General features: G+C 68.3%; 16 protein-coding genes, 1 pseudogene and 1 riboswitch. Of the genes and pseudogenes, 10 read left to right on the top strand and 7 right to left on the bottom strand.

All coding sequences use genetic code 11. From position 1 onward, the window contains the following. Nucleotides 1–158: 158 nt before the first annotated feature. The gene (locus tag ACSQ1W_RS19480) at nt 159–566 is read left to right on the top strand and encodes an acyl-CoA thioesterase (RefSeq protein ID WP_436045579.1); all 408 of its coding nucleotides are present in this window, start codon (nt 159–161) and stop codon (nt 564–566) included. A gap of 119 nt (nt 567–685) precedes the next feature. Here ACSQ1W_RS19480 and pncA read toward each other — a convergent pair whose 3' ends face one another. The 4 genes from pncA to ACSQ1W_RS19460 form a co-directional block, all read right to left on the bottom strand. Then, the gene (gene pncA / locus ACSQ1W_RS19475; RefSeq protein ID WP_436045577.1) at nt 686–1,318 is read right to left on the bottom strand and encodes a bifunctional nicotinamidase/pyrazinamidase; all 633 of its coding nucleotides are present in this window, start codon (nt 1,316–1,318) and stop codon (nt 686–688) included. A 92-nt stretch (nt 1,319–1,410) separates the two neighbouring features. Further along, a complete protein-coding gene (locus ACSQ1W_RS19470) occupies nt 1,411–1,944 on the bottom strand; it encodes a hypothetical protein (protein ID WP_436045575.1) in 534 nt (177 codons plus the stop codon). Nucleotides 1,945–2,097: 153 nt separating this feature from the next. Further along, nucleotides 2,098–4,389 (bottom strand): 5-methyltetrahydropteroyltriglutamate--homocysteine S-methyltransferase, encoded by a 2,292-nt coding sequence (gene metE / locus ACSQ1W_RS19465; RefSeq protein WP_436045573.1) that lies wholly within the window; start codon nt 4,387–4,389, stop codon nt 2,098–2,100. A 198-nt stretch (nt 4,390–4,587) separates the two neighbouring features. Continuing rightward, nucleotides 4,588–4,821, bottom strand: a riboswitch (cobalamin riboswitch). Between the two features lie 73 nt (nt 4,822–4,894). Then, the gene (locus ACSQ1W_RS19460; RefSeq protein ID WP_436045571.1) at nt 4,895–9,250 is read right to left on the bottom strand and encodes a DUF6923 family protein; all 4,356 of its coding nucleotides are present in this window, start codon (nt 9,248–9,250) and stop codon (nt 4,895–4,897) included. A gap of 509 nt (nt 9,251–9,759) precedes the next feature. Here ACSQ1W_RS19460 and ACSQ1W_RS19455 point away from each other — a divergent pair. Then, nucleotides 9,760–11,022, top strand: a complete 1,263-nt coding sequence (locus ACSQ1W_RS19455; RefSeq protein WP_436045569.1) for a serine hydrolase domain-containing protein — start codon at nt 9,760–9,762, stop codon at nt 11,020–11,022. On the opposite strand, the gene ACSQ1W_RS19450 is transcribed toward ACSQ1W_RS19455, so the two are convergent. After that, complete coding sequence (locus ACSQ1W_RS19450; protein WP_436045567.1) at nt 11,023–12,081, bottom strand: linear amide C-N hydrolase; 1,059 nt, start codon at nt 12,079–12,081, stop codon at nt 11,023–11,025. It abuts the gene before it with no gap. A gap of 88 nt (nt 12,082–12,169) precedes the next feature. Between ACSQ1W_RS19450 and ACSQ1W_RS19445 the strand changes: the two genes are divergently transcribed. Continuing rightward, entirely contained in the window at nt 12,170–12,484 is a 315-nt protein-coding gene (locus tag ACSQ1W_RS19445) for a hypothetical protein (RefSeq protein WP_436045565.1), read from the top strand. A gap of 16 nt (nt 12,485–12,500) precedes the next feature. Further along, nucleotides 12,501–13,352 (top strand): formyltetrahydrofolate deformylase, encoded by an 852-nt coding sequence (gene purU / locus ACSQ1W_RS19440; RefSeq protein WP_192274134.1) that lies wholly within the window; start codon nt 12,501–12,503, stop codon nt 13,350–13,352. A 138-nt stretch (nt 13,353–13,490) separates the two neighbouring features. On the opposite strand, the gene ACSQ1W_RS19435 is transcribed toward purU, so the two are convergent. Then, entirely contained in the window at nt 13,491–14,828 is a 1,338-nt protein-coding gene (locus tag ACSQ1W_RS19435; RefSeq protein ID WP_436045563.1) for an APC family permease, read from the bottom strand. A 150-nt stretch (nt 14,829–14,978) separates the two neighbouring features. On the opposite strand from ACSQ1W_RS19435, the gene ACSQ1W_RS19430 reads away from it, so the two are divergent. After that, nucleotides 14,979–16,283 (top strand): amidohydrolase, encoded by a 1,305-nt coding sequence (locus ACSQ1W_RS19430; RefSeq protein ID WP_436045561.1) that lies wholly within the window; start codon nt 14,979–14,981, stop codon nt 16,281–16,283. Between the two features lie 97 nt (nt 16,284–16,380). On the opposite strand, the gene ACSQ1W_RS19425 is transcribed toward ACSQ1W_RS19430, so the two are convergent. Next, nucleotides 16,381–17,169: a TSUP family transporter gene (locus tag ACSQ1W_RS19425; protein WP_436045559.1), complete on the bottom strand. Its 789-nt coding sequence runs from the start codon at nt 17,167–17,169 to the stop codon at nt 16,381–16,383. Here ACSQ1W_RS19425 and ACSQ1W_RS19420 point away from each other — a divergent pair. The 5 genes and pseudogenes from ACSQ1W_RS19420 to ACSQ1W_RS19400 all read left to right on the top strand — a co-directional run bounded on the left by ACSQ1W_RS19420 (nt 17,069) and on the right by ACSQ1W_RS19400 (nt 25,526). Beyond that, nucleotides 17,069–18,151, top strand: a pseudogene (locus tag ACSQ1W_RS19420) (DUF6624 domain-containing protein). The gene ACSQ1W_RS19425 and the pseudogene ACSQ1W_RS19420 sit on opposite strands and share 101 nt — an antisense overlap. A 43-nt stretch (nt 18,152–18,194) precedes the next feature. Then, entirely contained in the window at nt 18,195–19,520 is a 1,326-nt protein-coding gene (locus ACSQ1W_RS19415) for a M20 family metallopeptidase (RefSeq protein ID WP_436045557.1), read from the top strand. 247 nt (nt 19,521–19,767) lie between these two features. Beyond that, nucleotides 19,768–20,055 (top strand): hypothetical protein, encoded by a 288-nt coding sequence (locus ACSQ1W_RS19410; RefSeq protein WP_436045556.1) that lies wholly within the window; start codon nt 19,768–19,770, stop codon nt 20,053–20,055. Between the two features lie 9 nt (nt 20,056–20,064). Beyond that, a complete protein-coding gene (locus ACSQ1W_RS19405; protein WP_436045554.1) occupies nt 20,065–22,656 on the top strand; it encodes a protein kinase domain-containing protein in 2,592 nt (863 codons plus the stop codon). Continuing rightward, nucleotides 22,653–25,526: a protein kinase domain-containing protein gene (locus ACSQ1W_RS19400; RefSeq protein ID WP_436045552.1), complete on the top strand. Its 2,874-nt coding sequence runs from the start codon at nt 22,653–22,655 to the stop codon at nt 25,524–25,526. The genes ACSQ1W_RS19405 and ACSQ1W_RS19400 overlap by 4 nt, the downstream gene beginning before the upstream one ends. Nucleotides 25,527–25,548: the final 22 nt, after the last annotated feature.

The following is a 25,548-nucleotide window of genomic DNA, read 5'->3' as shown; positions in this document are numbered from 1 at the left end:
CTCCTGTGGGAGCGACGTGAGTCGCGAACGAATGTAGAGGAGGATCCTGATCTCCTAAGGGGTGAAGGTCCGCGGTTGAGGCGTTCGCGACTCACGTCGCTCCCACAACGGCCTCCGCTATGCTCTTCCGCCAGGAACACGCACACCGGAGCACCCCCATGACCGACCTGCCCAACGCCGAGCCGCGTCCCACCGAGGCACGCCTGCTGCACATGGTCTTCCCCGACCACACCAACCATCTGGGCACGCTGTTCGGCGGGCAGGCGTTGGCGTGGATGGACATGTCGGCGTTCATCGCCGCCTCCCGCTACGCGCGCACCACCGTGGTCACCGCGCGCTCGGAGCAGGTCGACTTCAACCAGCCGATCCACAAGGGCGACCTGGTGGAAGTGGTGGCGCGCGTGGTCAAGGTCGGACGCAGCTCGATGAATGTCGATGTGGAAGTGATTACCGAAAACCTGCTGACCGGCGACCGCAAGATCTGCACGCGCGGGCATTTCGTGATGATCGCGCTGGATCCGCTGGGCCGGCCGACGCAGGCGCCGCCGCTGCCCACGACGGCGTAGGGCGGGCTCAAGCCCGCCGTCGCACGAATCAAGCCACGTGGAAACCCGATCGGGGACGCGCGCCTTTCGATGGTTGCCGTCGCGAGCGTCGGGATGGCAATGGCGGGCTTGAGCCCGCCCTACGGGTCTATCGCGATGCCTGCGGCTTCGAGGGCGGTTCTGGTCGGGGCGTCGCCCGACGGGGTGACCGGCCGCGTGAGGTCCCACAGGAAGCGCACGCGGAAGCCCGCTGCCACCGCATCCTGCGCCGACCACAGCACGCAGTAGTCGCGCGCCAGGCCGCACACATGCACCTCCTCGATGCCGCGTTCACGCAGCCAGCCGGCGAGGCCGGTGGTCGGACGCGTGCCATCCGGCCCATGGTTCTCCCGGAAGGCACTGTACGAATCCACCTGCGGTCGCGTGCCCTTGCGCAGGATCAGATCGACCGGCGTCCAGTCCACGCCGGCCGCCAGCGCGGCACCGGGCGTGCCCTGCACGCAGTGGTCCGGCCACAGCACCTGCGGCTGGCCATGCAGCGGGATCGTGTCGAACGGCGCACGGCCGGGATGGCTCGAAGCGAACGACGCATGCCCCGGTGGATGCCAGTCCTGCGTGGCCACGACAGTGCTGTAACGACGCGACGCGAGCAGCGCGGCGATGCCCGGCACGATGGCATCGCCATCGTGGCAGGCGAGCGCACCGCCGGGCATGAAATCGGGCTGCAGGTCGATGACCAGCAGGGCGATGGAAGCGGGAAGCGGCGACGGCATCGGCTCGATCCAGGGGGCGATGACACGCAGCCTAGCAGCCGGTCCGCGTCGACACCTTGCGCCAGCGCAACGACAGCGTCTTCGACGACGGTCTACAACGTGGCCGTGGTCTCGCTTCCGGCCTGCTCGAGGATGGCCTGCGCGCGTCGCTTCTGCTCGGCGGACAGCGCGTGCACGACCACGGCGGAATCGCCTTCGTGCAACGCGCCCAGGACCTTCAGCACGTAGGGATCATGATCGGGACGCAGGGTGACCAGTCCACCCGCCATCAGTCCTGCCATGCCGCCGAAGAAGGCGAGCGCAATCAGCGCCAGCCACGGCGACTGCACGATCATCGCCACCTCCTGAGACCACAGCAGGACGAACAGCAGGCCGCCGGCGAGCACACCGAGCACGCCCAGCTTGGCGTGCGACCACAGCATCGTGCGGAAGATGCCGTGGCTTTCGGGTTCCAGCTTGCGGCCCGGCCGTGCCTCGCCCGGGGTGATCACCTGCACCTGCCGCTCCGACAGATGCAGGGCGTCACGCACGCGCGTTGCCTGCAGGCGAGCGACCGCCGCGCTGGGACAGATGGCAGCCACCTTGCTGTTCGACAGTTCCTCGGTGAAGAACACGGTACCGGTCATGGCGATCGCTCCGGTGATGAGGGTGATTCCACCCTCATGCGCGATGCGTTGGCACCGGGTGAAGCAGACGTGCACGCCACGTTGTGGGCAGGCGGATGTTCACGGATGGCACGCGTGCGTGAGAACCACGCACGCGTGCACGTCGGGCCGGACCTACGCGGCGCGCACGAGGCCGGTGCGCATCGCCTGTGCGGCAGCGACCATCCGCGTCAGGGCCTCGCGCACTTCCGGCCAGCCTCGCGTCTTCAGCCCGCAATCCGGATTCACCCAGATCTGTTCCGGTGCCAGCACCGCGCGCGCCTTCTCCAGCAGGTCGATCATCTCGCCCCCGGTGGGGATGCGCGGCGAATGGATGTCGTACACGCCCGGGCCGATCTCGTTGGGGTAGCGGAACTTCACGAACGCATCCAGCAGTTCCATGCGCGAGCGCGAGGTCTCGATGGAGATGACGTCGGCATCCATCGCCGCCACCGCATCGATGATGTCGTTGAATTCGGAATAGCACATGTGGGTGTGCACCTGGGTGTCGTCGGCAACGCCCGCGGCGGTGATGCGGAAGCATTCGACCGCCCAGTCCAGGTACGCCTGCCAATCGGCGCGCCGGAGCGGCAGGCCTTCACGAAGCGCCGGTTCGTCGATCTGGATGACGCGGATGCCGGCGGCCTCCAGGTCCAGCACTTCGTCGCGCAGCGCGAGCGCGATCTGCCGGCAGGTCTGAGCACGGGCCTGGTCGTCGCGCACGAACGACCACTGCAGCACGGTCACCGGGCCGGTCAGCATGCCCTTCATCGGCCGGTCGGTCAGCGACTGCGCGTACTGCGACCAGCGCACCGTCATCGGTGCGGGGCGCGATACGTCGCCGTAGATCACCGGCGGCTTCACGCAGCGCGAGCCGTAGCTCTGTACCCAGCCGTTCTTCGTGAAAGCGAAACCGTCGAGCTGCTCGCCGAAGTATTCCACCATGTCGTTGCGTTCGAATTCGCCGTGCACCAGCACGTCGATGCCGATCGCCTCCTGGAAGCGCACGCAGCGTTCGGTCTCTTCGCGCAGGAAGGCGTCGTAGTCGGCGTCGGAGAGTTTGCCGCTCTTGTTGCGGGCGCGCGCTTCGCGCACTTCGTGGGTCTGCGGGAACGAGCCGATGGTGGTGGTGGGGAAGTCGGGAAGACCGAGCAGCGTCGCCTGTGCGATGCGACGTTGCGGATACGGCGAATCGCGATCGATGTCGGCCGCATCCGGCGAGGCGAGCCGCGCGGCGACCTCGGGACGATGCACGCGTGGCGACTGGCGACGCGACTCGATCCGGTCGCGCGCGATGGCCAGGCCGGCGTCCGCCGCGCGCGGATCGCGCAGGGCATCACCGAGCAAGCGCAGTTCCTCGATCTTCTGCCGCGCGAAGGCCAGCCATGACTTCAGGTCGGACGGCAGCGCCTTCTCGCCGGACACGTCGACCGGCACATGCAGCAGCGAGCATGACGGCGACAGCCACAGGGCGTTATCGCCGACATGCCCCTGCGCGTACTTCGCCAGGATCAGCGCGTTGTCGAGGTTGGTCCGCCAGATGTTGCGGCCGTCCACCAGGCCGGCGGACAGCACGCGTCCTTTCGGCAGCTGCTTCAGCACTTCGTCCAGTTGTTCCTTGCCGCGGACGAGGTCGACGTGCAGGCCATCCACCGGCAGCGCGCAGGCCAGCGGCAGGTTGTCGCCGAGGCGGCCGAAGTAGGTCGCCAGCAGCAGCGACGGCCGTGCGCCCTTCGCCAGCATGCTGTACGTGCGCAGGTAGGCGTCGCGTGCCGTGTCATCGAGATCCAGCACCAGGCAGGGTTCGTCGATCTGTACCCAGTCGGCGCCGGCGGCGTGCAGCTTCGCCAGCAGGTCCGCGTAAACCGGCAACAGCGCATCGAGCAGCGCAAGACGGTCGCTGCCGTCCACCGTCTTCGCCAGCAGCAGGAAGCTCACCGGGCCCAGCAGCACCGGACGCGCGGCGTGGCCGGCGGCGCGCGCTTCCAGGAACTCCGCCACCGGCTTGTCGCCGCGCAGGCGGAAGGCCTGGCCGGCGTGCAGTTCCGGCACCAGGTAGTGGTAGTTGGTGTCGAACCACTTGGTCATTTCCAGCGCGCGCAGGTCGGTGCCGTCACGTTGCACGCCGCGTGCGAGCGCGAAGTAGCCGGCCAGCGGATCGGCATCGGCCAGTGCGCGGTAGGCATCGGGAATGGCATCGAACAGGAAGGCGGTGTCGAGTACGTGGTCGTACAGCGCGAAGTCGTTGCACGGCACGACGTCGGCGCCGGCGTCGCGTTGCAGTTGCCAATGACGGTGGCGCAGATCGCGCGCAGTGTGCTGCAGATCGTCGGCGGTGCTGTCGCCGCGCCAGTAGCTTTCCAGGGCGGTCTTCAGTTCGCGCTTCGCGCCGATGCGCGGGAAGCCGAGGGTGGTAACGGTGGTCATGGTGCGTGTCCTCATGCGTGGCGGATGAGGAACGAAGGAACCGCGCGCCGGACCGGAGCCCGCCACGCCAGCGACCTTCGCCCCCGCGGGCGAGCCGGAGTGCCGAGGTCGGGCGCAGGAGGACGCATCCGGGCAGGCGCGCACGGACACGGGCTCCGGCCACCTCCCCTCGGAAGCTCCAGGTCAGTCGGAGGACGGTCGTGTCCTCCGGCCAGGGCAGGTCTTCGGGCTCATGGACGGGCGCGGGTGCGCTGGCCTACTTCCCGCCGCTTCCCGGTCCGTGGGGACCAGTGCTGTTGGCGAGGTTCGTTTCCAAATACCGCTGCGGGGCAGCGCCGGAATTGACCTGTGGAACAGGCCGCACCGGCTTCCCTTTTAATTTCATCTCTTTATTCGGATAAAGAGATGGAAACCTTGGCGGTGCGAACGTTACGCCCGCGACGGGCGACGCGTCAAGCAGCGGGCAGGCGCACGTCTGCCGCGACGCGCGCCTCCAACCTCGGCCTCAAGGCGTTCCGCTGGCGGTGACGCTGCAGGTCAGGCCGAGCGTGACGACCCCCCCGCTCGGGAAGGTCGGGACCGGCAAGCCGGCCTGCAGGCCGGCGGCAGTCAGCGGGCTGGGACACGTGGTGCCGGGGGTCGCCGAACAGGTCGGGGCCGGCAAGCCGGCGGTGGTGCAGTCGAGTCCGGCCATGGCAGGATCCCGCACCGTCGCGCCATCGGCCGCCATCGGACCATGGTTGGTCACCACCAGGGTGAACTGCGCTTGCCCGCCGCTGACCACCGGATCCGCCGCCACCGTCTTCAGGATCGAGATGTCGGTGCTCCGGCGCAGGTTGGAGAACGTGCACGTCAGGTCGTCGCCCGCCGCCGGCGTCACGCCGAACGACGCGCCACTCCCGCTTGGCGCCTGGCCGCCGGACCGCGCATTGCTGCAGCTGTAGCTGGACACGTAGTGGGTGAGATCCGCGCCACCTGCCGCCGCTTCTGACAGGACATAAGCCGAACCCGGCGTCGCCGTGGCATGCGAAACCGTGCCGGCTGCCGTACTGCCGGTGCCTGTCGTGGTCAGCGGTGCCGGTGCGCCGGCGCCGGTCATCGACAGCGTGAACTGGTCCGCCGCCACCGCGCGCCCGTCGGGCAATGCCTTCTGCAGGCGCAGGATCGCCGCGCGCGTATTGGTGAAGGTGCAGGTGATGTTGGATTCGAATCGCATGCGATCCGCGGGAATCGTCAATGTGCCGCCCGCGAGGCTGCCAAAGCTGCCGGTGTTGCCGTTGCGGCTGCTGTTGGCGTCCGTGCACTGGGCCGGCGAGAGGATCCAGCTGGCAGGGATGGCCTCGCTGAGGATGACCGATTGCGTGCCTTGGCCGGTGCTGGCGACCGGATGCGCGTAGTAGTGCCGCGCGGAGCTGACAGGCGTGCCGGTTGCGGTCGTGGTCAGCGCGATCGGAGACGCGGCGGCGGTGTTGTCCCAGTTGTTGACGTTGGTGGTGGTGAAGTTGAAGCTGCCCACGCCGCCTTCGGTGACCTTGCTCACCGTGACGCACGAAGGAATCGCCACCAGACCGAAGCCGATGTTGTCGCCGGGCTTTATGTTGGTGGCCGTCAACGTGAGCGTGCTCACCAGCGCATTGGCATTGCCGCGCAGGAACACCGACTGCCGCCAGGTCCGCTCGACGCCCGACTGGTAGGCCGTGCTGTCCATCGTGACCACGCCGCTCGCCGGCGTGTACCTTGCGAGCGTCGCCAATGCGCCTGTCTGGTGTGCCACAAACTGACCCGACGTGGCGCCGCCCGACAGTAAAAGCGTCAACGAAGGGTTGTAGGCCGGATCCTCACTGTCGTTGGGCATGGTCGCGTCCCACGTGCCGATGTCGTAGATCGCCAGCCCGATCCGATGTGCGGGAATCGCCGGCGAGAACGTTACGGTCAGGCGGGTCGTGGTGTTGCTGTTCGTCAGCAGCCAGCGGCCCGGACCTGCCGGTGTCGTGTAGGCGCGCCCCGTGCTGTCGACAAAGCGGTTGATAGAACCGCCCGCGGTCGAACCCGCATCAAACGTGATGTTGGTGAGCGTCGCGCTGGCGTTGACGCCGCCGGGTCCGAATGAGAACGAAGCGCCGCTCGCACCCGAGTGGCTGGTAATGCCGCAAGCAGCAGGCTGCCCAGCAACGCCAGTGTCGTCGTTGTGAATCCGGCAGACAGCATTGTCACCCGCCGCCAAGGTGATGCTGTTGCCGCTGACGGGCACGCCACCATTGATGGCGCAACTGTAAGGCGTTGCGGAATAGCCGGATGGAAACGCACTTTCCGACAGCGTATACGTGCCCGGATTCACCGCGGCATTGGTCACCGCTACCGACCCGGTCGTGCCACTGATGGGCGTCGGCCCTGCCGCCGAGAGCGTCCACGCGGCCGGCGACTGCGTGCCGCCATCGTCGTTAGTCACGGTCTTGATCAGCGTCAGCGCCGTGCGGACTCCATTGGTATCCGTGGCCGAGTTGTTGCCTGGCACGGGATCCGAGTTGCCCACGTCCGGCGTCACGGTGGCCGTGTTGACCAGACTTCCCGTGAAATTCGTGGGCACGGCCATCGTCAGCGCGAATGTCGCGGTGCCGCCGACCGGCAGGTCGACGCGGGTATCGATGGCGCCCGTGCCGCTCGCCGTGCGGCATGCTGCGCCATTGGCTGCAGTACACGTCCAGCTGGCCGTGGTGATGCCGCTCGGCAGCGCATCCTGCACGCGCGCGTTCTGCGCGCCGAAGGGGCCATTGTTGCTGGCTACGATCGTGTACACCACGTTGGTACCCGGCGTGTACGTGGTGGCGCCATCTGTCTTGGTGATCGCCAGATCGGCATTGAACGTGAGCGCCGGGCCACCAGGGCATCGGGCGCCGTCACTGGCCGTTGCAATAGGAGACTCGGAGATCAGTGTGCGTGCGCCGGTCACCGTATCGAAACGGTAGAAGCCGCCCGCAGTCGCCAAGCCGTACAGGCCAAGACTGTCAGCCCACATGCCTGCGATGACGCCGGTCGGCCCCGGACTGCCGATGTTGGTCACGGTGCCATTGACGGGATGGATCGAAACCAGTTGCCCGGTATTCGTTTCGACACCGTAGAACAAACCATTGGCGTAGTCGAAGTCCGCCACGTACAGGTTGCGGCTCAGCGTGATCACCGTCGCCTGCATCGTCGTCACGTCGATCCGGTACATCCGGTTGTCGTTCACGCCATCGGTGACATACAACGCGTTGTCGCCTGCCGTGGTGAACGCACCCGCAAAGTACGCGTTGCTGCTGCCTCCCGGTACAGGGAGACCGCTCACCAGGCCCAGGTCGATCCGTGCACCGGACGCATCGATGCGATACAGCCGCCTCCCGTCGTCAGTGGACTGGCTTCTGAGTGCGTACAGATAGTTGTCTGCCGGGTTGTAGCCCAACGCATTGATGCCCAGCCCGCCCGATCCCAATGTGGGATAGGTAAACGGATTGGCTGAGCGATTGATCGTGTACAGCACCCCACCCGTCTGCGTGAGATAGAGGGTGTCATCGCAGGTCAATGGGTTCGCAGCCTGCAAGGTGATGGCGTAATCCTCTACCTCGCCGCTGTGCAGCACACCATTGGGATTCTGCACACCCGCAGTATCGAAGCTGGTGCGCAGGCGCGCAAAGCTGGCACCGCCCGTGCTGCCGGTCGGTACTGTCCAACGCAGGTCGACGCTTGTCGCACCCGCTGCAAAGTCCGCGCAGGCGCGCTCGACGGGGCTGGTGTTGGTGAACGTGCCACTGCGATTGAAGTCGATCCATCCGCACACGCGTCCCGCACGCGACGTCCCGGCCAATGCCACCGACTGGCTATGGATCATGCCCGGCGTACTGACCACGGTGGTCAACGTGGTGCCGTCGTCATTGCTGTCGCCGGTCGCCGTGGCATTGCCGATGGGACTGGGACGCACGCTGCCGGTGTTGAAGGCCGTGGTGTTGTCGGCGGTCACGCCCGCGCCCAGCATCAGGCCGCCGACAAGGTGACTGGCGGCCGCTGTACCGGTCGGTTCGTAAGTCGCGGGTGCATCGCCAAAGTCTTCATCGAAAGTCACGGTGATGAGATAGCCATCTCCGCTTGTCGTTTCAGTCGAGAAATCCCAACGCGTTGCGGTCGTCTGGCGCCGTGCGCCCACGTCGAAGGCGAGTTGCGAGGTGGTACCGGTCAGCGGCACCGTGCCGCATCCGGCGCTGGCGGAAGTGGTGCTCGAGCAGGCGACGCTGGTGTTGTTTGCACTGAATCCCGCGTGCCGGATGGTGGTTCCACCGATAACCAGCGAAGACGAACTGGGCGTACCGAGCGAGACGCCGGGCGTGACCAGGGTCAGGGTCGCACCAAAATGGAAGATGGGATCGTCATCGTCGGCGTCCCCGTGCAGCGTATTGCCGCCGAGGCGCGATATGTGGAGTCGGGGATTGCGCACCGGTACCGCATTGCCAGCGGTATCGGTGAAATCGATGATGATCCTGCCCAGGCCGCTGCAGGTCAGTGATGTCGAGAAATTGTCCTGGCATTCGTCGACGTAAGTGACCAGTGTCAGGGCATTGGTGCCATTGGGCAGCACCGGGCTTGTGGTGATGCCGGTGCTCGCATTCATATAGGTGGTATCGCTGCCATCGGAGACGATGGGCGATCCATACGTACCGGACGACAATCTCACCGTCATGCGCAGTCCCGATGCCGTGACTTTGTATGACTCGGTTGAACCGGAAGAGCCCGTCCACGTGGAGCCTTGCGGCAGTTGCACTGCGCCCGCAACCAGGCTCGCAAGCAGCCCGCAACCTGCAAGCGCGATGGCAATGATGATCCTGCGGCACATTTCCCCTCTCCCACTGCTGGCCACGCGCGTTCCCGCCAGAACGTCGCACCTTCCACGTACCACCACAGCGGGCGGCTAAAGCCTCGCCTTCCGGCATCGCTACGTCAGGACATGTCGTTGGGTTGGTAATGCAGAGGACGCCCACGGCAGGGCCACGCGAGGCGCGATATCGAAAGCGCGACGCACGCCACACTCGTGGCGATGCATGCACCTGCGACCTCCGAAAAGCACACGGAGCGTTTGCACCGGTGGCGTCATTGCGCCGAATGCACCGTCGTGCGTGCAGCCTTCACATATGTGACATATCCCGTCCGGAATGACGGGCCGAACGTGCAGGTCAGTGCCGCAAGCCGAAGGCCACAGGCGCCCGGCGCAGCGACCGAGGCAGGCGAGACATTCCGAGTACGCGGGTTGGACCAGCGCAGTGGCCGCAGATCCGGACCGCATGGAGGGGGTTCGGCGCTCTCGTTCGTCAAACTCCATACAGCCGACTTCCGGACCCGTCCCGCATGAGCCCTTCGCTGCCCTCCTCGCTCCCACGCCGCCATTGGCTGAAAGCCGCCACGCTGTCGACCCTCGCGATGACCGCCTGGCCGCAGGCCGCACGCGCCGCGGCCTGCGACGACGCCGCGAACTGGATCCCGCCCGACGACTTCCTCGCCGACCTGCCGCGGCTGATGCAGGCACTGCGCGTGCCGGCCATCGGCATGGCGGTGATCGAGCGCGGTGAGGTGGTGTGGGCGCGCAACCTTGGCGTGCTGAACGCGGAGACGCGGACACCCGTGGCGGACGACACGCTGTTCGAGGACGCCTCGCTGAGCAAACCGGTGTTCGCGTATCTCGTGTTGCAGCTCGCCGACCGGGGTGTGCTCGATCTCGATGCGCCGCTGGTGCACTACCGGCGCATGGACTATCTCGCCGACCACCCTTGGGTGAACCTGGTCACCGCGCGCGATGTCCTGCGCCACTCCACCGGCATGCCGAACTGGCGCAAGGATCCGGCGAACGAGAAGCTCGTGCCCGCGGTGAAGCCGGGCACGCGCATCGACTACTCCGGCGAAGCGATCTTCTGGCTGCAGCTGGTGGTGGAGACGCTGACCGGCGAGAGCCTGGACGCATCGATGCAGCGCCTGCTGTTCGGTCCGGCCGGCATGCGCGACAGCAGCTATACGTGGAGCAAGGATCTCGCTGCCCGTTCCGTCTACGGCCATCGCGCGGTCGACGACGAGGAAACGGGCATGCCGCCGCAGATGCTGCGCGACACGTGGAACGCCGCGCAGACCGTCGCCGACCGCTGGGGAAAACCGCTGTCGGCATGGCGCTACGAAGACGCCGCGCGGGTGCTGCCCGAGGTGCAGGCGATCACGCCGAAGGGACTGGTGAACTGGCCGGGCGACATCCTCGCCAACGCCGCCGCCAGCCTGCGCACCACGCCGACCGACTACGCGCGCTTCATGGCGGTGATGGTGCGGAGCGAGCGCGCGCCCTGGCAGATCACCAACGCGACGCGCGACGCGATGCTGACGACGCAGATCGACGTGCCCGGCCGCTGGACCGACAAGGGCCTGGGCTGGAACCTGGAAGCCACGCCGCGCGGCCCGGTGTTCTACCACTCGGGCAGCAACGGCAACATCTTCAAGAACTTCGCGCTGGGCGACCTGCGCGGCCAGCGTGCGCTGGTGGCGCTGACCAACGCCGGCAGTGGCAACGTGCTGTACCGGCGTGTCGTGCGCGCCGCCACCGGGCACGACCTGCTGGCGTTCGACCTCTGACTACAGGCCCTGGAACACGAACGGCTGTGCGGGCTTGAAGTCCTTCACTGCGTTGCCGGCGAACACGTTGCGCTGGTCCGCGCCGAGATCCAGCTTCATCACCTTGCCGGTCTCCTTCGAGAAGTCGATGTCCTTCAGATCGACCCAGAAGGTGTTGGGCGTCAGCGCGGACTCGAAGAAGTACAGCTTGCGCTTGTGGTCGGCGACGGTGCGCCAGCGCGTGGAGGAGATGTTCGGCTCTTCCGGCGTGTTGATGCCGAACGGCACCGACGCATTGCGGATCACGCTGAAGACGCTGGCCAGCGCCTTCACCGGATCTTCGGCCTTCGGGATCGCGTTGACGTAGAACGAGGCCCGCGCGAAGCGGTCCGAGGCGCGATTGGTCCCGGGCAGCATCACCGTGCCGCCGATCTGCTTCCAGTACGCATTGAGCGCGAGCTGCTGGTCGAACACCGGCGAGTTGGTCATCACCTGGTACGCGCGGTCGTGGTGGATCACCTGCTTGCCGCCGATGTACTCGATGATCGCACTGTCGCCGCTGGCGTCGGACAGCGACAGGTGCAGCGTGGTCAACCGGTCCTCGCCGGGCACTTTGTCGGTGACCACGGTGAAGGGCTGCTTGCGCAGCGCGTCGACGGCCTCCTTCACGCTGCCGTAGTTGTCCAGCGCGTACTGCGCCCACGCGGCGATACTCAGACCGGGACCGCGGCCGTCGTAGGCCGGGTATTCGGATTCGACCAGCCACAGCACGTTGGCGACCAGCCCGGCCTCGTTCATGCCGTCGGTGGTGGAGATGTCGTAGCCGGTCGCGATGACGCTGCCGTACTTCGACGTCCAGCTCACCGAGTTCGGCCCGGCCTGCCCGCTGCGGGCCATCCCGCGCGGGAAGATCCACAGGTTGGTCGCCACGTCGTTCTTCCAGTCCATCGAGCGGGCGGTGATGACGTCGTCGTTGGCGCCCAGGTAGATCAGGCGGGTGCAGGCATCGGCGGGAGGCGCGATCAGCGAGGACAACAGGGTGGCGGCAAGCGCGAGCGGCAGGACGAAGCGACGATCCATGGCGATCTCCGACGGCAGGAAGAGGTGCCGGCGCGCGTTCCGCCGGCGAGTGTGCTAAACAACGCTGCATCTGCACGGAGATACTGCCATGGCCTTCCCGCATCCGTTCTGCCGTTCGTCTTTCCGCTGCCTCGTCGTGATGGCCGCGCTCGTGGCATCCGGTTGCGTCAGTACCCCCGGGCCACAGGTCGCGGGCAGCGGTCGCTGCAGCGATGCGGCACTGGGCTGGGCGGTAGGTCAGCCGGCGGACGAAGCCACGCTCAAGCGCCTGTCGAGCGAGAGCGGCGCGGGGCTGGTCAATCCCATCGGTCCCACCACCGCCGTGAAGCACGACACGCGCAACGACCGCCTGCGCGTCTACATCGACGCGCAGAACCAGATCACCGCCGCCCGTTGCGAATAACCCCTCCGACATCCGAATGCGCCGCGACCACATCCTCACCCTCTCCTGCCCCGACACCACCGGCATCGTCTACCGCGTCACCGGCCTGCTGTACGAATCCGGCTGCAACATCCTCGACGCCCAGCAGTTCGGCGACGACGAATCGGGCCGGTTCTTCCTGCGCGTGCACTTCGACGTGCCCGGCGCGGCCGAGATCGATGTGCTGCAGGAAGGCTTCGCCTCGCTGGCGGAGATGTTCGGCATGGACTGGCAGATCCACGATGCCAGCCGCAAGGCACGCCTGATGGTGCTGGTCAGCAAGCAGGGCCACTGCCTCAACGACCTGCTGTTCCGTGTGCACAGCCGCCAGCTGCCGGTGGAGATCGCCTGCATCGCGTCCAACCACGCCGACTTCGCACCGCTGGCGCAGTCCTACGGCGTGGCCTTCCACCACCTGCCGGTGTCGGCGGGCAACCGGGTCGAGCAGGAGCGGCATATCGTCGACCTGGTCGAGCGCGAGCAGATCGATCTCGTCGTGCTGGCGCGCTACATGCAGATCCTCTCGCCCGAACTGTGCGATGCACTGGCCGGCCGCGCCATAAACATCCACCACAGTTTCCTGCCCAGCTTCAAGGGCGCCAAGCCGTACCACCAGGCGCACCAGCGCGGGGTCAAGATCATCGGCGCCACCGCGCACTACGTGACCCGCGACCTCGACGAAGGCCCGATCATCGAACAGGACGTCGCCCGCGTGGACCACGCGATGACGCCGAAGGAACTGGTCCGCATGGGCAGCGACATCGAATCGCTGGTGCTGGCACGCGCCGTGCGCCGGCATGTCGAGCACCGCATCCTGTTGAACGGGCACCGGACGGTGGTGTTCCGTTGATCCTTGCAGGAATGGGGGAAACAGGTGTGGGGATGTCAGGTGTGGGAGCGACGTAAGTCGCGAGCTTTTTGTGTCGCCAGAGGAGGAGCTCGCGACTTACGTCGCTCCCACAACCAGCCGTCCCACCTCGTGTGGAACTCAGCTAGCCACTCGTCGCCGCAGCCCGACCAGCACCGCATACACCACCGCCAGCACCACCACGGCCACCCCCATCGCCGTCCACTCGCGCACGCTGAGCGTGGTGAGGATGGCGAGCATGCCCACCACCGCCAGCCCCGGCACCAGCGGACCGCCGCGCAGCACGAACGGCGTGCCGCGCTCGCGCAGGTCGCTCCGCTGCGCGCGCCAGGCGGCGACGCAGACCATCACGTAGACCAGGCAGACCGCGCCGCCGGAGATCAGCACCAGCGCTTCGAAGTTGCCCAGCACCGCCAGCACGCAGGCGATGCCCGCATGCGCGGCCAGCGCCAGCAGCGGCACGCGATGCGTCGCGCTGACGCGACCAAAGGCCTGCGGCAGGTAGCCGTCGCGCCCCAGCGCAAACAGCAGCCGCGACGAGCCCAGCAGGTTGCCGAGCAGGAAGCCCGCCATAGAAATGCAGGCCGTCACCAGCAATGCGATCCGCGCCGGATCCCACAGCCGGCCTGCGGTTTCGGCGATCGGCACGCTGCTGCTGGCCAATGCCGGACCCAGCACACCCTGGCAGACGATCTGCAGGCCGAGGTACAGCAGCACCACCAGCAGGATCGCACTGAGCGCCGCGCGCGGCACGCTGCGCGAGGGGTCGCGCACTTCGCCACCCGGAATCAGCGCCGTCTCGACGCCGGAGTAGGCGAACACCACCATCACCATCGCCGCGCCCAGCGCACTCCATGACGGCACATCGGCGAAGGCGAAGCTGACCTGCGTGGTGTCGACAAAGGCGAGGCCCACGACCACCAGCAGGAACAGCGGCACCAGCTTCAGCGTGGCCAGCGCCATCACCGCCCGCGCGCCAAGCTTCACGCCGAACGCGTTGAGCGCGTAGATGGCGGCATACACGCCCAGCAGCAACAGCGCGCGCGGCAGTGGCGCATCGAAGACCGGCCACAGGCTGGCGGCCTGCAATGACAGCGCGGCTGCGACGCCGGCACTGGAGGCGACATTGCAGATCCACATCAGCGCGCCCGCGAGGAAGCCCGGGAGCGTGCCGAACACCGCACTGACGTAGGTGTAAGGGCCGCCGGTCGCAGAGGCACGGCTGCCGATCGCGGCGAAGCACAGCGCCACGGGTACCATCACCAGCGCACCGGCCAGCAGCGCCAGTGGCGCTGCGGCACCGACCTGCGACGACAGCGCCGCCGGCATCTTGAAGATGCCGCCGCCGACAATGATGTTGATGACCGCCGCCGCCAGCGCCAGGCTGCCGACCGCGCGCAGCAACGCGGCATCGCCCTGCAACGGGCGGGAGGAAGCGGGATCGGCGTCGCGGGTCATGGGCGTGCAGGCCTTTTCGTGGCCTGCGAGCCTGACACGCACGCGTATCGAATGCGAGCCGCGTGCACGCGTGCCCTCATGGTGATTCGCCATTGGACGCGCGCACCGCACGGGCTAGCATCGTGTTCCCCACCCGTTCCGGATGCCGCCATGCTTTGCGCCCACCGCCTGTTCGCCGCCCTGCTCGTCGCCACCGCCTCGCTGGCCGGCACGGACGCGCGGGCGCAGGACACCGCCTTCACTGCACTGGAGCAGGCGCAGCCGACGCTCGTGCAGTGGCGCCGCGACCTCCACCAGCATCCCGAACTGGGCGAGCAGGAAACGCGCACCGCGAAACTGGTCGCCGACCACCTGCGTTCGCTCGGCCTGAGCGTGCGCACCGGCGTCGGCAAGACCGGCGTGGTCGCGGTGCTGAAGGGCGCGAAGCCCGGCCCGCGCATCGCACTGCGTGCCGACATGGATGCACTGCCGGTCACCGAGCAGACGAACCTGCCGTTCGCATCCAAGGTCAAAGCCGAATACCGCGGCCAGCCAGTCGGCGTGATGCACGCCTGCGGCCATGATGCGCACGTCGCCATTCTGATGGGCGTGGCGCAGGCGCTGGTCGCGGCGAAGGACGACCTGCCGGGCGAAGTGATGTTCGTGTTCCAGCCGGCCGAGGAAGGCCCGCCGGTCGCAGGCGAGGTGTTCGGCGCGGCGCTGATGCTGCAGGAAGGCGTGTTCAAGGACTTCACCCCCGACGCCGTGTTCGGCCTGCATGTATGGGCCGGCCTGCCCGTCGGCACCGTCGGCTACCGCAGCGGTCCGCTGATGGCGGCGGCGGACGAATGGACGCTGGTGGTGCGCGGCAAGCAGACGCACGGCTCGCGGCCGTGGGATGGCGTGGACCCGATCACGCTGGGCGCGCAGATCCTGCTCGGCACGCAGAGCATGATCGCGCGGCAGGTGAACATCGCCGCCAACCCGGTCGTGCTGACCGCCGGCCAGTTCAACAGCGGCGTGCGCTTCAACATCATCCCCGATGAGGCGATGCTGGTCGGCACGCTGCGCACCTTCGAGCCGGCCGTACGCGAGGACGTGATCGCACGGTTCCGGCGGATTGCGACCGACTATGCGCATGCCAGCGAAGGCAACGCCGAACTGAAGGTGGTCAACAACGCGCCCGCGACGATCAACCAGCCGGCGCTGGCGCAGCGGGTGAGGCCGTCACTGGCGCGCGCGGTCGGCGAGGACAAGGTGATCGACGTAACGCCGGTGACCATCGCTGAGGATTTCTCCCAGTTCGCCAACACGGTGCCCGGCTTCTACTTCTTCGTCGGCTCGACCTCGGCCGGCATCGATCCGGCCACCGCCCCGATCAACCACTCGCCGCAATTCATGCTCGACGAGCAGGCGCTGGAGATCGGCAGCAAGGCGATGCTGCAGGTGGCGTGGGATTACCTCCACACGCCGTGAGGGAGAATAGGTGTGGGAGCGACGTAAGTCGCGATGCTCTTTCCCGGGCCACACGAAAAGCTCGCGACTTACGTCGCTCCCACAACCACACCACGGGTCAGAACGACCCCACCCACACCCGCAACGGATGCTGCGGATCCGCCAGCAGGCGGATCGCCAGCGCGATGGAGACGGTCACCAGCAGCGGCTTGATGATGCGCGCGCCCTGCTTCATCGCGAAGCGCGACCCGAGCTGCGCGCCGAGGAACTGGCCGGCACCCATCAGCAGGCCGACCTTCCACAGCACCGAACCGTGCAGCAGGAACACAACGAACGCGCCCAGGTTGGAACCGAAGTTGAGGAACTTGGTGTGCGCGGTGGCCTTGAGGATGCCGAAGCCCGCCAGCGCCACGAAACCCAGCATCAGGAACGACCCGGTACCCGGCCCGAACACGCCGTCGTAGAAGCCGATCACCGGCACGAAGGTCAGCGCGAACACCTGCGGGCGCATGCGCTGGTGCCGGTCCACATGGCCGATGTCCGGCTTCAGCCCGAAGTAGATGGCGATGCCGACCAGCAGGAACGGCAGCGCCCATTTCAGCCATTCCACCGGAATCACCGTCGCCAGCAGCGCGCCGCCCACCGCGCCCAGCGCGGCGGTCAGCACCATCGGCAACTGGCCCTTGAGATCGACGTGGCCATGCCGCGCGTACGCCCAGCTGGCCGAGCCGGAGCCGAACAGCGACTGCAGCTTGTTGGTGCCCAGCACCTGCAGCGGCGGAATGCCGGCCAGCAGCATCGCCGGGATGGTCACCATGCCGCCGCCACCGGCGATGGCATCGATGAAGCCCGCCAGCATCGCGGCGAGAAACAGCAGCAGGAGCACCTGCAGGGCAAGGTCGGGCATGGGGGCGGGCAAGACGGGAGAAAGATCGGTGGTTCGCATCCCGGGCCATGCGGAATGCCTGTGTATTCTAGGACCTCCTCCATCGCCAGGGACGACGACGATGCGCTTTCCACTGATGCTTGCCGCGTGCGTGGGGCTCTGCACTGCGGGGGACGCGGCGGCGGCCGATTACCGCAGCGCGCTGGGCGCCTACAAGGCGAAGGACTACCCCGCCTGCGCGCGCCTGTACGGCCAGCAGGCCGACCGCACGCCGCCGGTGCGGGGGGCGGCCTACGATGCCGCCTGCTGCCTGGCCCTGGCAGGCGAGAAGGAGGCTGCGTTCGAACGGCTGCTGGCGACGCCGTCGGACCTGCTGCGCAGCCATATCGCCGACGACGCCGACCTGGTGTCCCTGCATGACGATCCGCGCTGGCAGGCGTTGCTGGCCCGCTACCGGGGCGACATGGCATCACTGGTAAGCCGCCGTGACGATGCCCTGCTGGATGAACTCCAGCACCGCATCGACAAGGACCAGGAGGCCCGCAACCGGGCGATGCGGGATCCGGAGAATGCGGCCGTTGCCGCCACGCTGGGCGAGGTCGATCGCGACAACACCGCCTGGCTGAAAGCCTACCTGGGCGAACACGGATGGCCGGGCTACGACCTCGTCGGCAGGAGCGGCAGCCAGGGCTTCTTCCTGCTGGCCCAGCATGCCGACCAGGATCCGGCGTTCCAGGAACAGGTGCTGGTGATGCTGCAGGACGCCGTTGCGCGTCAGCAGGCGTCCGGCATCCATCTGGCCTATCTGACCGACCGCGTGCGGCTTGCCTAGGGCAAACCGCAGCTTTATGGAACGCAGTTCCACACGGTGGACGGAAAGCCGCAGCCTCAAGCGATCGAGGATGCCGAACACGTGGAGGCGCGTCGCGCCGCCCTTGGCATGGAATCGCTGGCCGAGTACACCGCCAACATCGAAGACATGTACGCGACACCGGCGAAGTAACCGACTACTGTCTGCCTCTCCTTCCCTCCTGCCGGACGTCGCCATGCATAACCGACTGCTGCTTTCCGCCCTCACGCTGGCCATGGCATCGGTCGGCAGTCCGGTACGGGCGCAGGAAGCCGCGCCCGTCCAGCGGACCGAGGTCGCCGCTGCCGGCAAGGCCTTGCAGCAGCAGGTGATCGACTGGCGCCGGCATTTCCACCAGTACCCGGAACTGTCGAACCGCGAGGAGCAGACGGCGAAGCGCGTGGCCGAGGAACTCCGCAAGCTGGGCCTGCAGCCGCGCACCGGCATCGCGCACCACGGCGTCACCGCCGTCATCAAGGGCGGCAAGCCCGGCCCGCGCATCGCCCTGCGCGCCGACATGGATGCGCTGCCGGTGACCGAGCGCAACAGCCTGCCGTTCGCGTCGAAGGCGACGGCCACCTATCGCGGCGAGACGGTCGGCGTGATGCATGCGTGCGGCCATGACGCGCATACCGGCATCCTGCTGGGCGTGGCGAAATCGCTGGTGGCGATGAAGGACCAGTTGCCGGGTGAAGTACTGCTGGTGTTCCAGGCCGCCGAGGAAGGCGCGCCGGCCGGCGAGGAAGGCGGCGCGTCGCTGATGCTGGCCGAAGGCGTGTTCAAGGACTTCAAGCCGGAGGCGGTATTCGGCCTGCATGTGTTCTCGTCGATCCCGGTCGGCCAGATCGGCGTGCGCCAGGGGCCGTTGATGGCGGCGTCGGATGCCTTCACCCTGAAGGTCATCGGCCGGCAGACGCACGGCTCGCGGCCGTGGGGCGGCATCGATCCGATCGTGGCGATGGCCGACATCATCGGCACCACCCAGACCATCGTCAGCCGTCGTACCGACATCTCGAAACTGCCAGCGGTGGTCAGCTTCGGCGCGATCAAGGGCGGCATCCGCTACAACATCATTCCCGACGACGTGGAAGTGGTCGGCACCATCCGCACCTTCGACGAGGGCATGCGGAAGAAGATCTTCGCCGACCTGAAGAACGTCGCCACGCATGTCGCCGCCGCGCATGGTGCGAAGGTGGAAGCGAGCGTGCCCGACAACGACGGCAACCCCGTCACCGTCAACAACCCCGAGTTGACCGCGCGGATGCTGCCCAGCCTGCAGGCCGTGGTCGGCGCCGACAACGTCATCACGCCGTCGCTGCAGATGGGGGCGGAGGACTTCTCGTTCTACGCGCGCGAAGTGCCCTCGATGTTCTTCTTCGTCGGCAGCACCGCCAAGGGCATCGACCCGGTCGCCGCGCCGAGCAACCACTCGCCGGAGTTCATGCTTGACGAAGGCGCGCTCGACGTCGGCCTGCGCGCGCTGCTGCAGGTGACGCTGGACTATCTGGGCGCCGAGCGTTGAATCGCCAGGGCGCCAGCCGGTCCTGCACCTCCGCTGCCTGACGCGCGCCGCCGCGCCGCCTCAACTCACTCTAGAGCCCGGGGATTGCTGCATGCCGGGCAGAAGACAACAATGCGGCGTCTGACACCGGAGGGTCCGGAGGAGGTCCGGTCATCGCCACCCCGCAGTCGAGCGCGGTTCCGCCTCTCATGGCGCATGCACGCCGGGTTTGCCGTGCGCTGACGGCCGGTGCCGCCGGGACGTCTCCGTGACCCCGGCCTACATCCGGGCCCTGGCGTTGTTCGACGACATCGTCGCGCTGGCGCCTGCACCGCGGGAACGCGCGCTGGCCGCATTGGCGGCCGAGGACGCCGCCGTGCACGACGCGCTGCAACGCCTGCTGGCGACCGACGACGACCTGGCCGGTAACGATGCGCCGGAACATGCACTGGACGGACTGACCGACCAGCTGTTCCAGCACGAGGCCAACCCTGCGGGCACTGATCCGCGCTTGGGCCAACGGCTCGGCTCTTGGCGAATCGATGCGGTGATCTAGACCGGCGGGATGGGGACGGTTTACGAGGCCTGGCGCGACGACGGCCAGTACCGGCAGCGCGTGGCCCTGAAATGCATGCGCCACGAACTGTCATCGCCAAGGCTGGTGGAGAGCTTCCTGCGCGAGCGGGAAGCGCTCGCATCGCTCGAGCACCCCGGGATCGCCGCGCTGATCGATGGCGGCATCGACGTCAGCGGGCGTCCGTGGTTCGCGATGCGCTACGTGGACGGCATGCCGATCGACCAATGGTGCGACCGGCACCGCGCCAGCGTGGAGCAGCGCATCGACTTGCTGGTACAGGCCTGCGATGCCTTGGCGTACGCCCACGCACGCTTGGTCCTGCACCAGGACATCAAGCCGACCAACCTGCTGGTGACGCCGGACGCGCAAGTGCAACTGCTGGACTTCGGCCTGACGGCATCGCTGGCGGTCGACACGCCGGCGCCCCGTGTGGCGATCTCCGAAGGCTACGCGCCACCGGAAGCCACGAGTGACGATCGTCCGACCGTCGCGTCGGATCTCTGGTCGCTCGGCATGGTGATGTACCGGCTGCTGTGCGATCGACTGCCCGTCACCGCCTCGCCCTGGTGGCTGGTGAAGGAGGGCACCCCTCCTCGGGCGGCGTCGATGTCGCAGGTGGCCGGCGACATGCCCGCCGCGGCCGCATGCGTGCGCGGCCACCGCGACGGGCGCACGCTGGCGCACCGACTCGCCGGGGATCTGGATGCCATCGCACTGCGCTGCATCGCGCTCGATCCGGCGCAACGCTATGCATCGGCCATCGCCTTGCGCGACGACCTGCTCGCCTGGCGCCGGCGACGTCCCGTGCAGGCGCGGAACGGAGGCGTGCTGTATCGCGGCGGTCGCTTCGTCAGCCGGCATCGCATCGCGGTCGGGTTGGCCAGCCTGCTCCTGGTGACGTGTGTTGTCGGCGCGGGCGTCGCTGCCTGGCAGGTCGAGCGCAACGCGCGCGAGGCGGCTGCGACGCTGGCCCTGTCGGACGTGTTCGAGCAGACCCTGGGCATCGCCACGCTGTCGGGACTGGGGGATACCGCGCTGACCTCGCGCGAACTGCTGCAGGATACGGAAGGGCGGATACGGGCCGTCGCCGGCGATAGGCATCCCGCCGTGCTATCGCGTGGCCTGGCGATCCTCGCCCGCAACTACACGGTACTCGGCGACTATCCGCGCGGCACCGCGCTCGCACGCGAGGCGGCGGCGCTGACCGCGGGCGATCCGGTCGCGGATGCGCAGGACCAGGCCACGCTGGCGTCCCTGCTCAATCTGCAGGGCAAGCATGCGGAGGCACAGCAGGTAGCGCGGCTCGCGCTGGCGGCGCTGCCCGACGATGAGCGGCCTGTCAGGCTGCAAGTGATGATGGAGATCGCCCGCAGCGAATGGAACGAGTTGCAGCGGGCGCAGGCCCAGAAGACGCTCGAACAGGCCATGGCGCTCGCGCAACAATCGGGCAACCGCGTCGCGCAGGCGGAACTCCACCGGCAGCGCGGCTCGTGGCACGCCCGCCTGCGCCACATCCGCGACGCGGAGAGCGACATGAAGCAGGCCATCGCCCTGGCTGGCGCGAGCGCTCCGCTGGTCGCCAACGAGGCGCGCCATTCGCTGGCTGGCTTGCTGCTGCTGGAGGAACGCGCGACCGAGGCGGTACAGGTGGCGCGTGTGCAGTTGGAAGAGGCGCGCAAGCGGCTCGGTGAAGCGCATCCGCTCGTCGGCCGCGCATGGTGGCGCCTGGCCAATGCGCAGTGCGTCAACGCGCAGCTGGACGCGTGCGCGACCTCCATCGGACGCGCCGACGTGGTCGTGCGCCAGTCGCTAGGCGAGTCGCATCCGGATTACGCGGACGTGCTCCGCATCCGGTCGCAGCTGGCCGCATGGCGGCAGCCCGAGTCCGACGCGGACATTCCGCTGCTGCGGCGCGCGTACGCCATCATGCGGGCGTGGTATCCCCGCGGCAACGAACATACCCAGAAGATGCAGACCGAGCTGGGTGGCCGCCTGCTCGCGGCACGGCCCGCGAGTCCGCAGGCACGCGCGCGCAACCTCGACGAGGCGCTCGCACTGCTGGAGGCGCCGCTGGCGCGACAGAGCGCGACGGGGGTGCCGCTGCGACCGAACCACCGGTCCACGCTGGCGCAGGCGCTGCTGGCGCGGGATACCCCTGGCGACCGCGCGCGCGTGCGCGCCCTGCTGGCGGAAAACCTGCGCGTGATGGCACCTTATCCGCAAGGCTACAGCGCGCGCTTCAGCGATGGGCTGTGCGAGGCGCAGCTGCTGCTTCGCGAAGGTGATGCCCCGGGTGCGGAGGCGCGGGTACTCGCCCTGCTGCCCGGGCTCGCACGCCACCAGGCCGTCACCAGCAACCGCTTCTCCCTGCGCGATGCCTGGCTGCTGCGCGCCGAGATCGCCGCCGGACGCGGCGACCGGAGGCAGGCGCGGGTGTTCCTGGTCGACGCCCTACGGCACACGAAGGCGTCGTTCGGCCCACGACACCCGGCGGCGCGAAGACTGGAAGACATGCTGTCCGCATTCGATCGCACCGGCCGCCTGGCGCACTCCCACTCCCTCTCTACCCGACCGGCATGAGCCCGGCATTCGCCCGTGCATTGGCGCTGTTCGACGACTGCGTGGCGATGCCGCCCGCAGAGCGCGCCGCGCTGCTGGCCGGGCTCCTGGAACGCGACCCGGATACCCACCGCGCGCTGGCAGCGCTGCTGGCGTCGGACAAAGCCCTGGAAGCGGGCGAACACGATACATTGCCGCGGATCGCCCTGGACGCGCTGTCCCCAGGATCGTCTGCGCTGATGATCAGCGACGCGGCGGACGCTCGGGTCGGCAGCCGGCTGGGGCCGTGGCGGATAGAACGCGTGCTGGCATCCGGCGGCATGGGCACGGTGTACGAGGCCTGGCGCGACGACGGCCAGTACCAGCAGCGCGTCGCGCTGAAGTGCATCCGCGGCGAACTGACATCGCCGCGGCTGGTCGAGAGCTTCCGCCGTGAGCGCGAAGCGCTCGCGGCGTTGGACCATCCCGGCATCGCCACGCTGTTCGACGGCGGCGTCGAGCCCGACGGACAGCCCTGGTTCGCGATGCGCTACGTGCACGGCGCACAGATCGACGCCTGGTGCGACGCCCGCGGCGCCGGGCTGCGCCGGCGCGTGGAACTGCTGGTGCAGGCCTGCGACGCCCTCGCCTACGCCCACGAACGGCTGGTGCTGCACCAGGACATCAAGCCCTCCAACCTGATGGTCAACGACACCGGCCAGGTGCAGATGCTGGATTTCGGCCTGACCGTCTCGCTCGCAAGCCCTGAAGCCGTGCCGCGGCTCGCGGCTTCCGATGGCTATACCGCGCCCGAAGCGCTGTCCGGCGCCCTCCCCGCCGTCACCATGGACGTGTGGTCGATGGGCGTGCTGATGTACCGCCTGCTCGGCGGCGTATTGCCGCATGCCTCCACGCGCCTGTTGTCGACGGTGTTGATGCAGCACGAGCATCGTCCTTCGCTGATGTCGCATCTCGCGGCGCAGGGAGCCTCATCCATCGCGCTGGCCCGCGGCTTCGACACGTCGGGCGAGCTGGCGCGTGCGCTGTCGGGCGATCTGGATGCCATCGCCGCGCGCTGCATCGCGCGCGACCCCGGGCAGCGTTACCCGTCCATCGCCGCCCTGCGCGACGATCTGGCGGCATGGCTGCAGCAACGGCCCGTGCAGGCGCGCGCCGGCGGCATGGCTTATCGCACGGGGCGGCTTCTGCAGCGCCACCGGCTGACTGCATCGCTGCTCGCGCTGGCCGTGTTGGTGATGGCGGGCAGCCTGGGCGTGATCGCCTGGCGGGAACGCAGCGCGGCCGACGAGACCCGGTCCAGCCTCGCGCTGTCGCAGGTATTCGAACAGATGCTGGGCCATGCCACCGTGTCGGGCCTCGGCGATACGCCGCTGTCGTCGCGCGCGCTGCTGCAGGACACCGAACGCAGGGTCCGCGCCCTGCCGCTGCAGGAGCATCCGGTCGTACTGGCGCGCGGGCTGTCGATGCTGGCGCGCAACTACAGCGTGCTCGGCGACTATCCGCGTGCGGTCCGGCTCGCGCAGGAAGCCGCCCGGCTGCAGGGCGATGATCCCGCGGCCCGGGCCACGGCGCAGGCCACGCTTGCCGCGCTGCTCAACCTGCACGGCAAGCCGCGCGAGGCGCAGGCTGCCGCTCGGGAGGGGCTGGCCGTGCCCGATGGCGCCGACGACACCACGGCCCACCTGCAACTGCTGACCGAACTGGCGCGCAGCCATTGGGACATGGCCGAACCGGACGCGGCACGCCGCGCCCTGGACGAGGCGCTGGCACTGGCCGGGCAGCACGGACGGGCGTCCTCGCAGGCGGAACTGCTGATCCTGCGCGGCTACTGGAGCACGCGCCTGGCCCGGTTCGCCGAGGCCGATGCCGACCTGCAGCGCGCGATCGCCCTGGCCGAAAGGGACTTTCCGCTGGTCGCCAACGACGCGCGTCGCATCCGCGCGCAGAACCTGCTGCTGCAGGACCGCGTGGAGGAGGGCCAGACGATCGCCGACGACCTGCTCTCCGACTATCGGCGCCGCCTGGGCGACGCGCACCCGCTGGTGGGCCGCGCCTGGCGCGTGGTGGCCAACCTGCAGTGCGCCGGCGGCCAGCTCGAGACGTGCGCGGCCTCCATCGAGCACGCCGAGCGGATCGTCCGTCAGCACTATGGGGAGCAGCATCCGGAATTCGCCGACGTGCTGCGCGTGCGATCGCTGTTGGGCGTCTTCGGCCGGTCCAGCGAGAGCGACGGCGTCGCGCTGCTGCGCCGTGCCGAGGCCTTGCTGACCGCCACCTACCCGGAACGGCACGAGACCGTGCTGCGCGTCCGCAACATGCTCGCCCGGCGCCTGATCCTGTCGAGCGACACCGCCTCGCGTGCCGCCACGCTGGACGAAGCCATCGCGCTGATGGAACAGGTGCACGACGCGCATGACCGCAGCCACCTCCCGCTGCAGCCCCTGTACCGGATCACGCTGGCCCAGGGCCTCATGCTGCGCGCGGGCGACGGCGACAGGGCACGGGCCCAGCGGTTGCTGGAACAGAACGAGGGCGCGCTCAAAGCCTATCCGCCGGCCTACAGCATGGGGTTCTACAACCACTACCTGCTCGCGCGGGTCGCCTACGACGAGGGAGATCACACGCACGCCGACGCGCTGCTGGCCGACCTCGTTGTGCCGCTGCGCCAGCACCTGGCCACCATCAACAACCGGTTCGTGCTGCGCAACGCCCTGATGCTGCGCGCGATGATCGCGCTCCGGGCCCACGACCGCGACCACGCCCGCGCATTGCTGGCAGACGCCCTTGCGCACGTGGAAGCCACCTTCGAACCCGGGCATCCGGCCGTCCAGCGCACGCGCGCACAGGTGCAGGCACTCGACCGGACCGGCACCTTCGCGTTGCTGGACTAGGCCTGCCGGCACGCGCCGGCGC

It is taken from the genome of Pseudoxanthomonas sp. LjRoot143 (assembly GCF_964252945.1).
Taxonomy (GTDB): domain Bacteria; phylum Pseudomonadota; class Gammaproteobacteria; order Xanthomonadales; family Xanthomonadaceae; genus Pseudoxanthomonas_A.
The sequence above is the reverse complement of the archived record's forward strand: the minus strand, read 5'-3'. Positions and strand labels throughout refer to the sequence as shown.

Coding starts and splice junctions, on each gene's coding strand:
- ACSQ1W_RS19480 (WP_436045579.1), top strand. CDS start 159: ATGACCGACCTGCCCAACGCCGAGCCGCGTCCCACCGAGGCACGCCTG.
- pncA (WP_436045577.1), bottom strand. CDS start 1,318: ATGCCGTCGCCGCTTCCCGCTTCCATCGCCCTGCTGGTCATCGACCTG.
- ACSQ1W_RS19470 (WP_436045575.1), bottom strand. CDS start 1,944: ATGACCGGTACCGTGTTCTTCACCGAGGAACTGTCGAACAGCAAGGTG.
- metE (WP_436045573.1), bottom strand. CDS start 4,389: ATGACCACCGTTACCACCCTCGGCTTCCCGCGCATCGGCGCGAAGCGC.
- ACSQ1W_RS19460 (WP_436045571.1), bottom strand. CDS start 9,250: ATGTGCCGCAGGATCATCATTGCCATCGCGCTTGCAGGTTGCGGGCTG.
- ACSQ1W_RS19455 (WP_436045569.1), top strand. CDS start 9,760: ATGAGCCCTTCGCTGCCCTCCTCGCTCCCACGCCGCCATTGGCTGAAA.
- ACSQ1W_RS19450 (WP_436045567.1), bottom strand. CDS start 12,081: ATGGATCGTCGCTTCGTCCTGCCGCTCGCGCTTGCCGCCACCCTGTTG.
- ACSQ1W_RS19445 (WP_436045565.1), top strand. CDS start 12,170: ATGGCCTTCCCGCATCCGTTCTGCCGTTCGTCTTTCCGCTGCCTCGTC.
- purU (WP_192274134.1), top strand. CDS start 12,501: ATGCGCCGCGACCACATCCTCACCCTCTCCTGCCCCGACACCACCGGC.
- ACSQ1W_RS19435 (WP_436045563.1), bottom strand. CDS start 14,828: ATGACCCGCGACGCCGATCCCGCTTCCTCCCGCCCGTTGCAGGGCGAT.
- ACSQ1W_RS19430 (WP_436045561.1), top strand. CDS start 14,979: ATGCTTTGCGCCCACCGCCTGTTCGCCGCCCTGCTCGTCGCCACCGCC.
- ACSQ1W_RS19425 (WP_436045559.1), bottom strand. CDS start 17,169: ATGCCCGACCTTGCCCTGCAGGTGCTCCTGCTGCTGTTTCTCGCCGCG.
- ACSQ1W_RS19415 (WP_436045557.1), top strand. CDS start 18,195: ATGCATAACCGACTGCTGCTTTCCGCCCTCACGCTGGCCATGGCATCG.
- ACSQ1W_RS19405 (WP_436045554.1), top strand. CDS start 20,065: ATGGGGACGGTTTACGAGGCCTGGCGCGACGACGGCCAGTACCGGCAG.
- ACSQ1W_RS19400 (WP_436045552.1), top strand. CDS start 22,653: ATGAGCCCGGCATTCGCCCGTGCATTGGCGCTGTTCGACGACTGCGTG.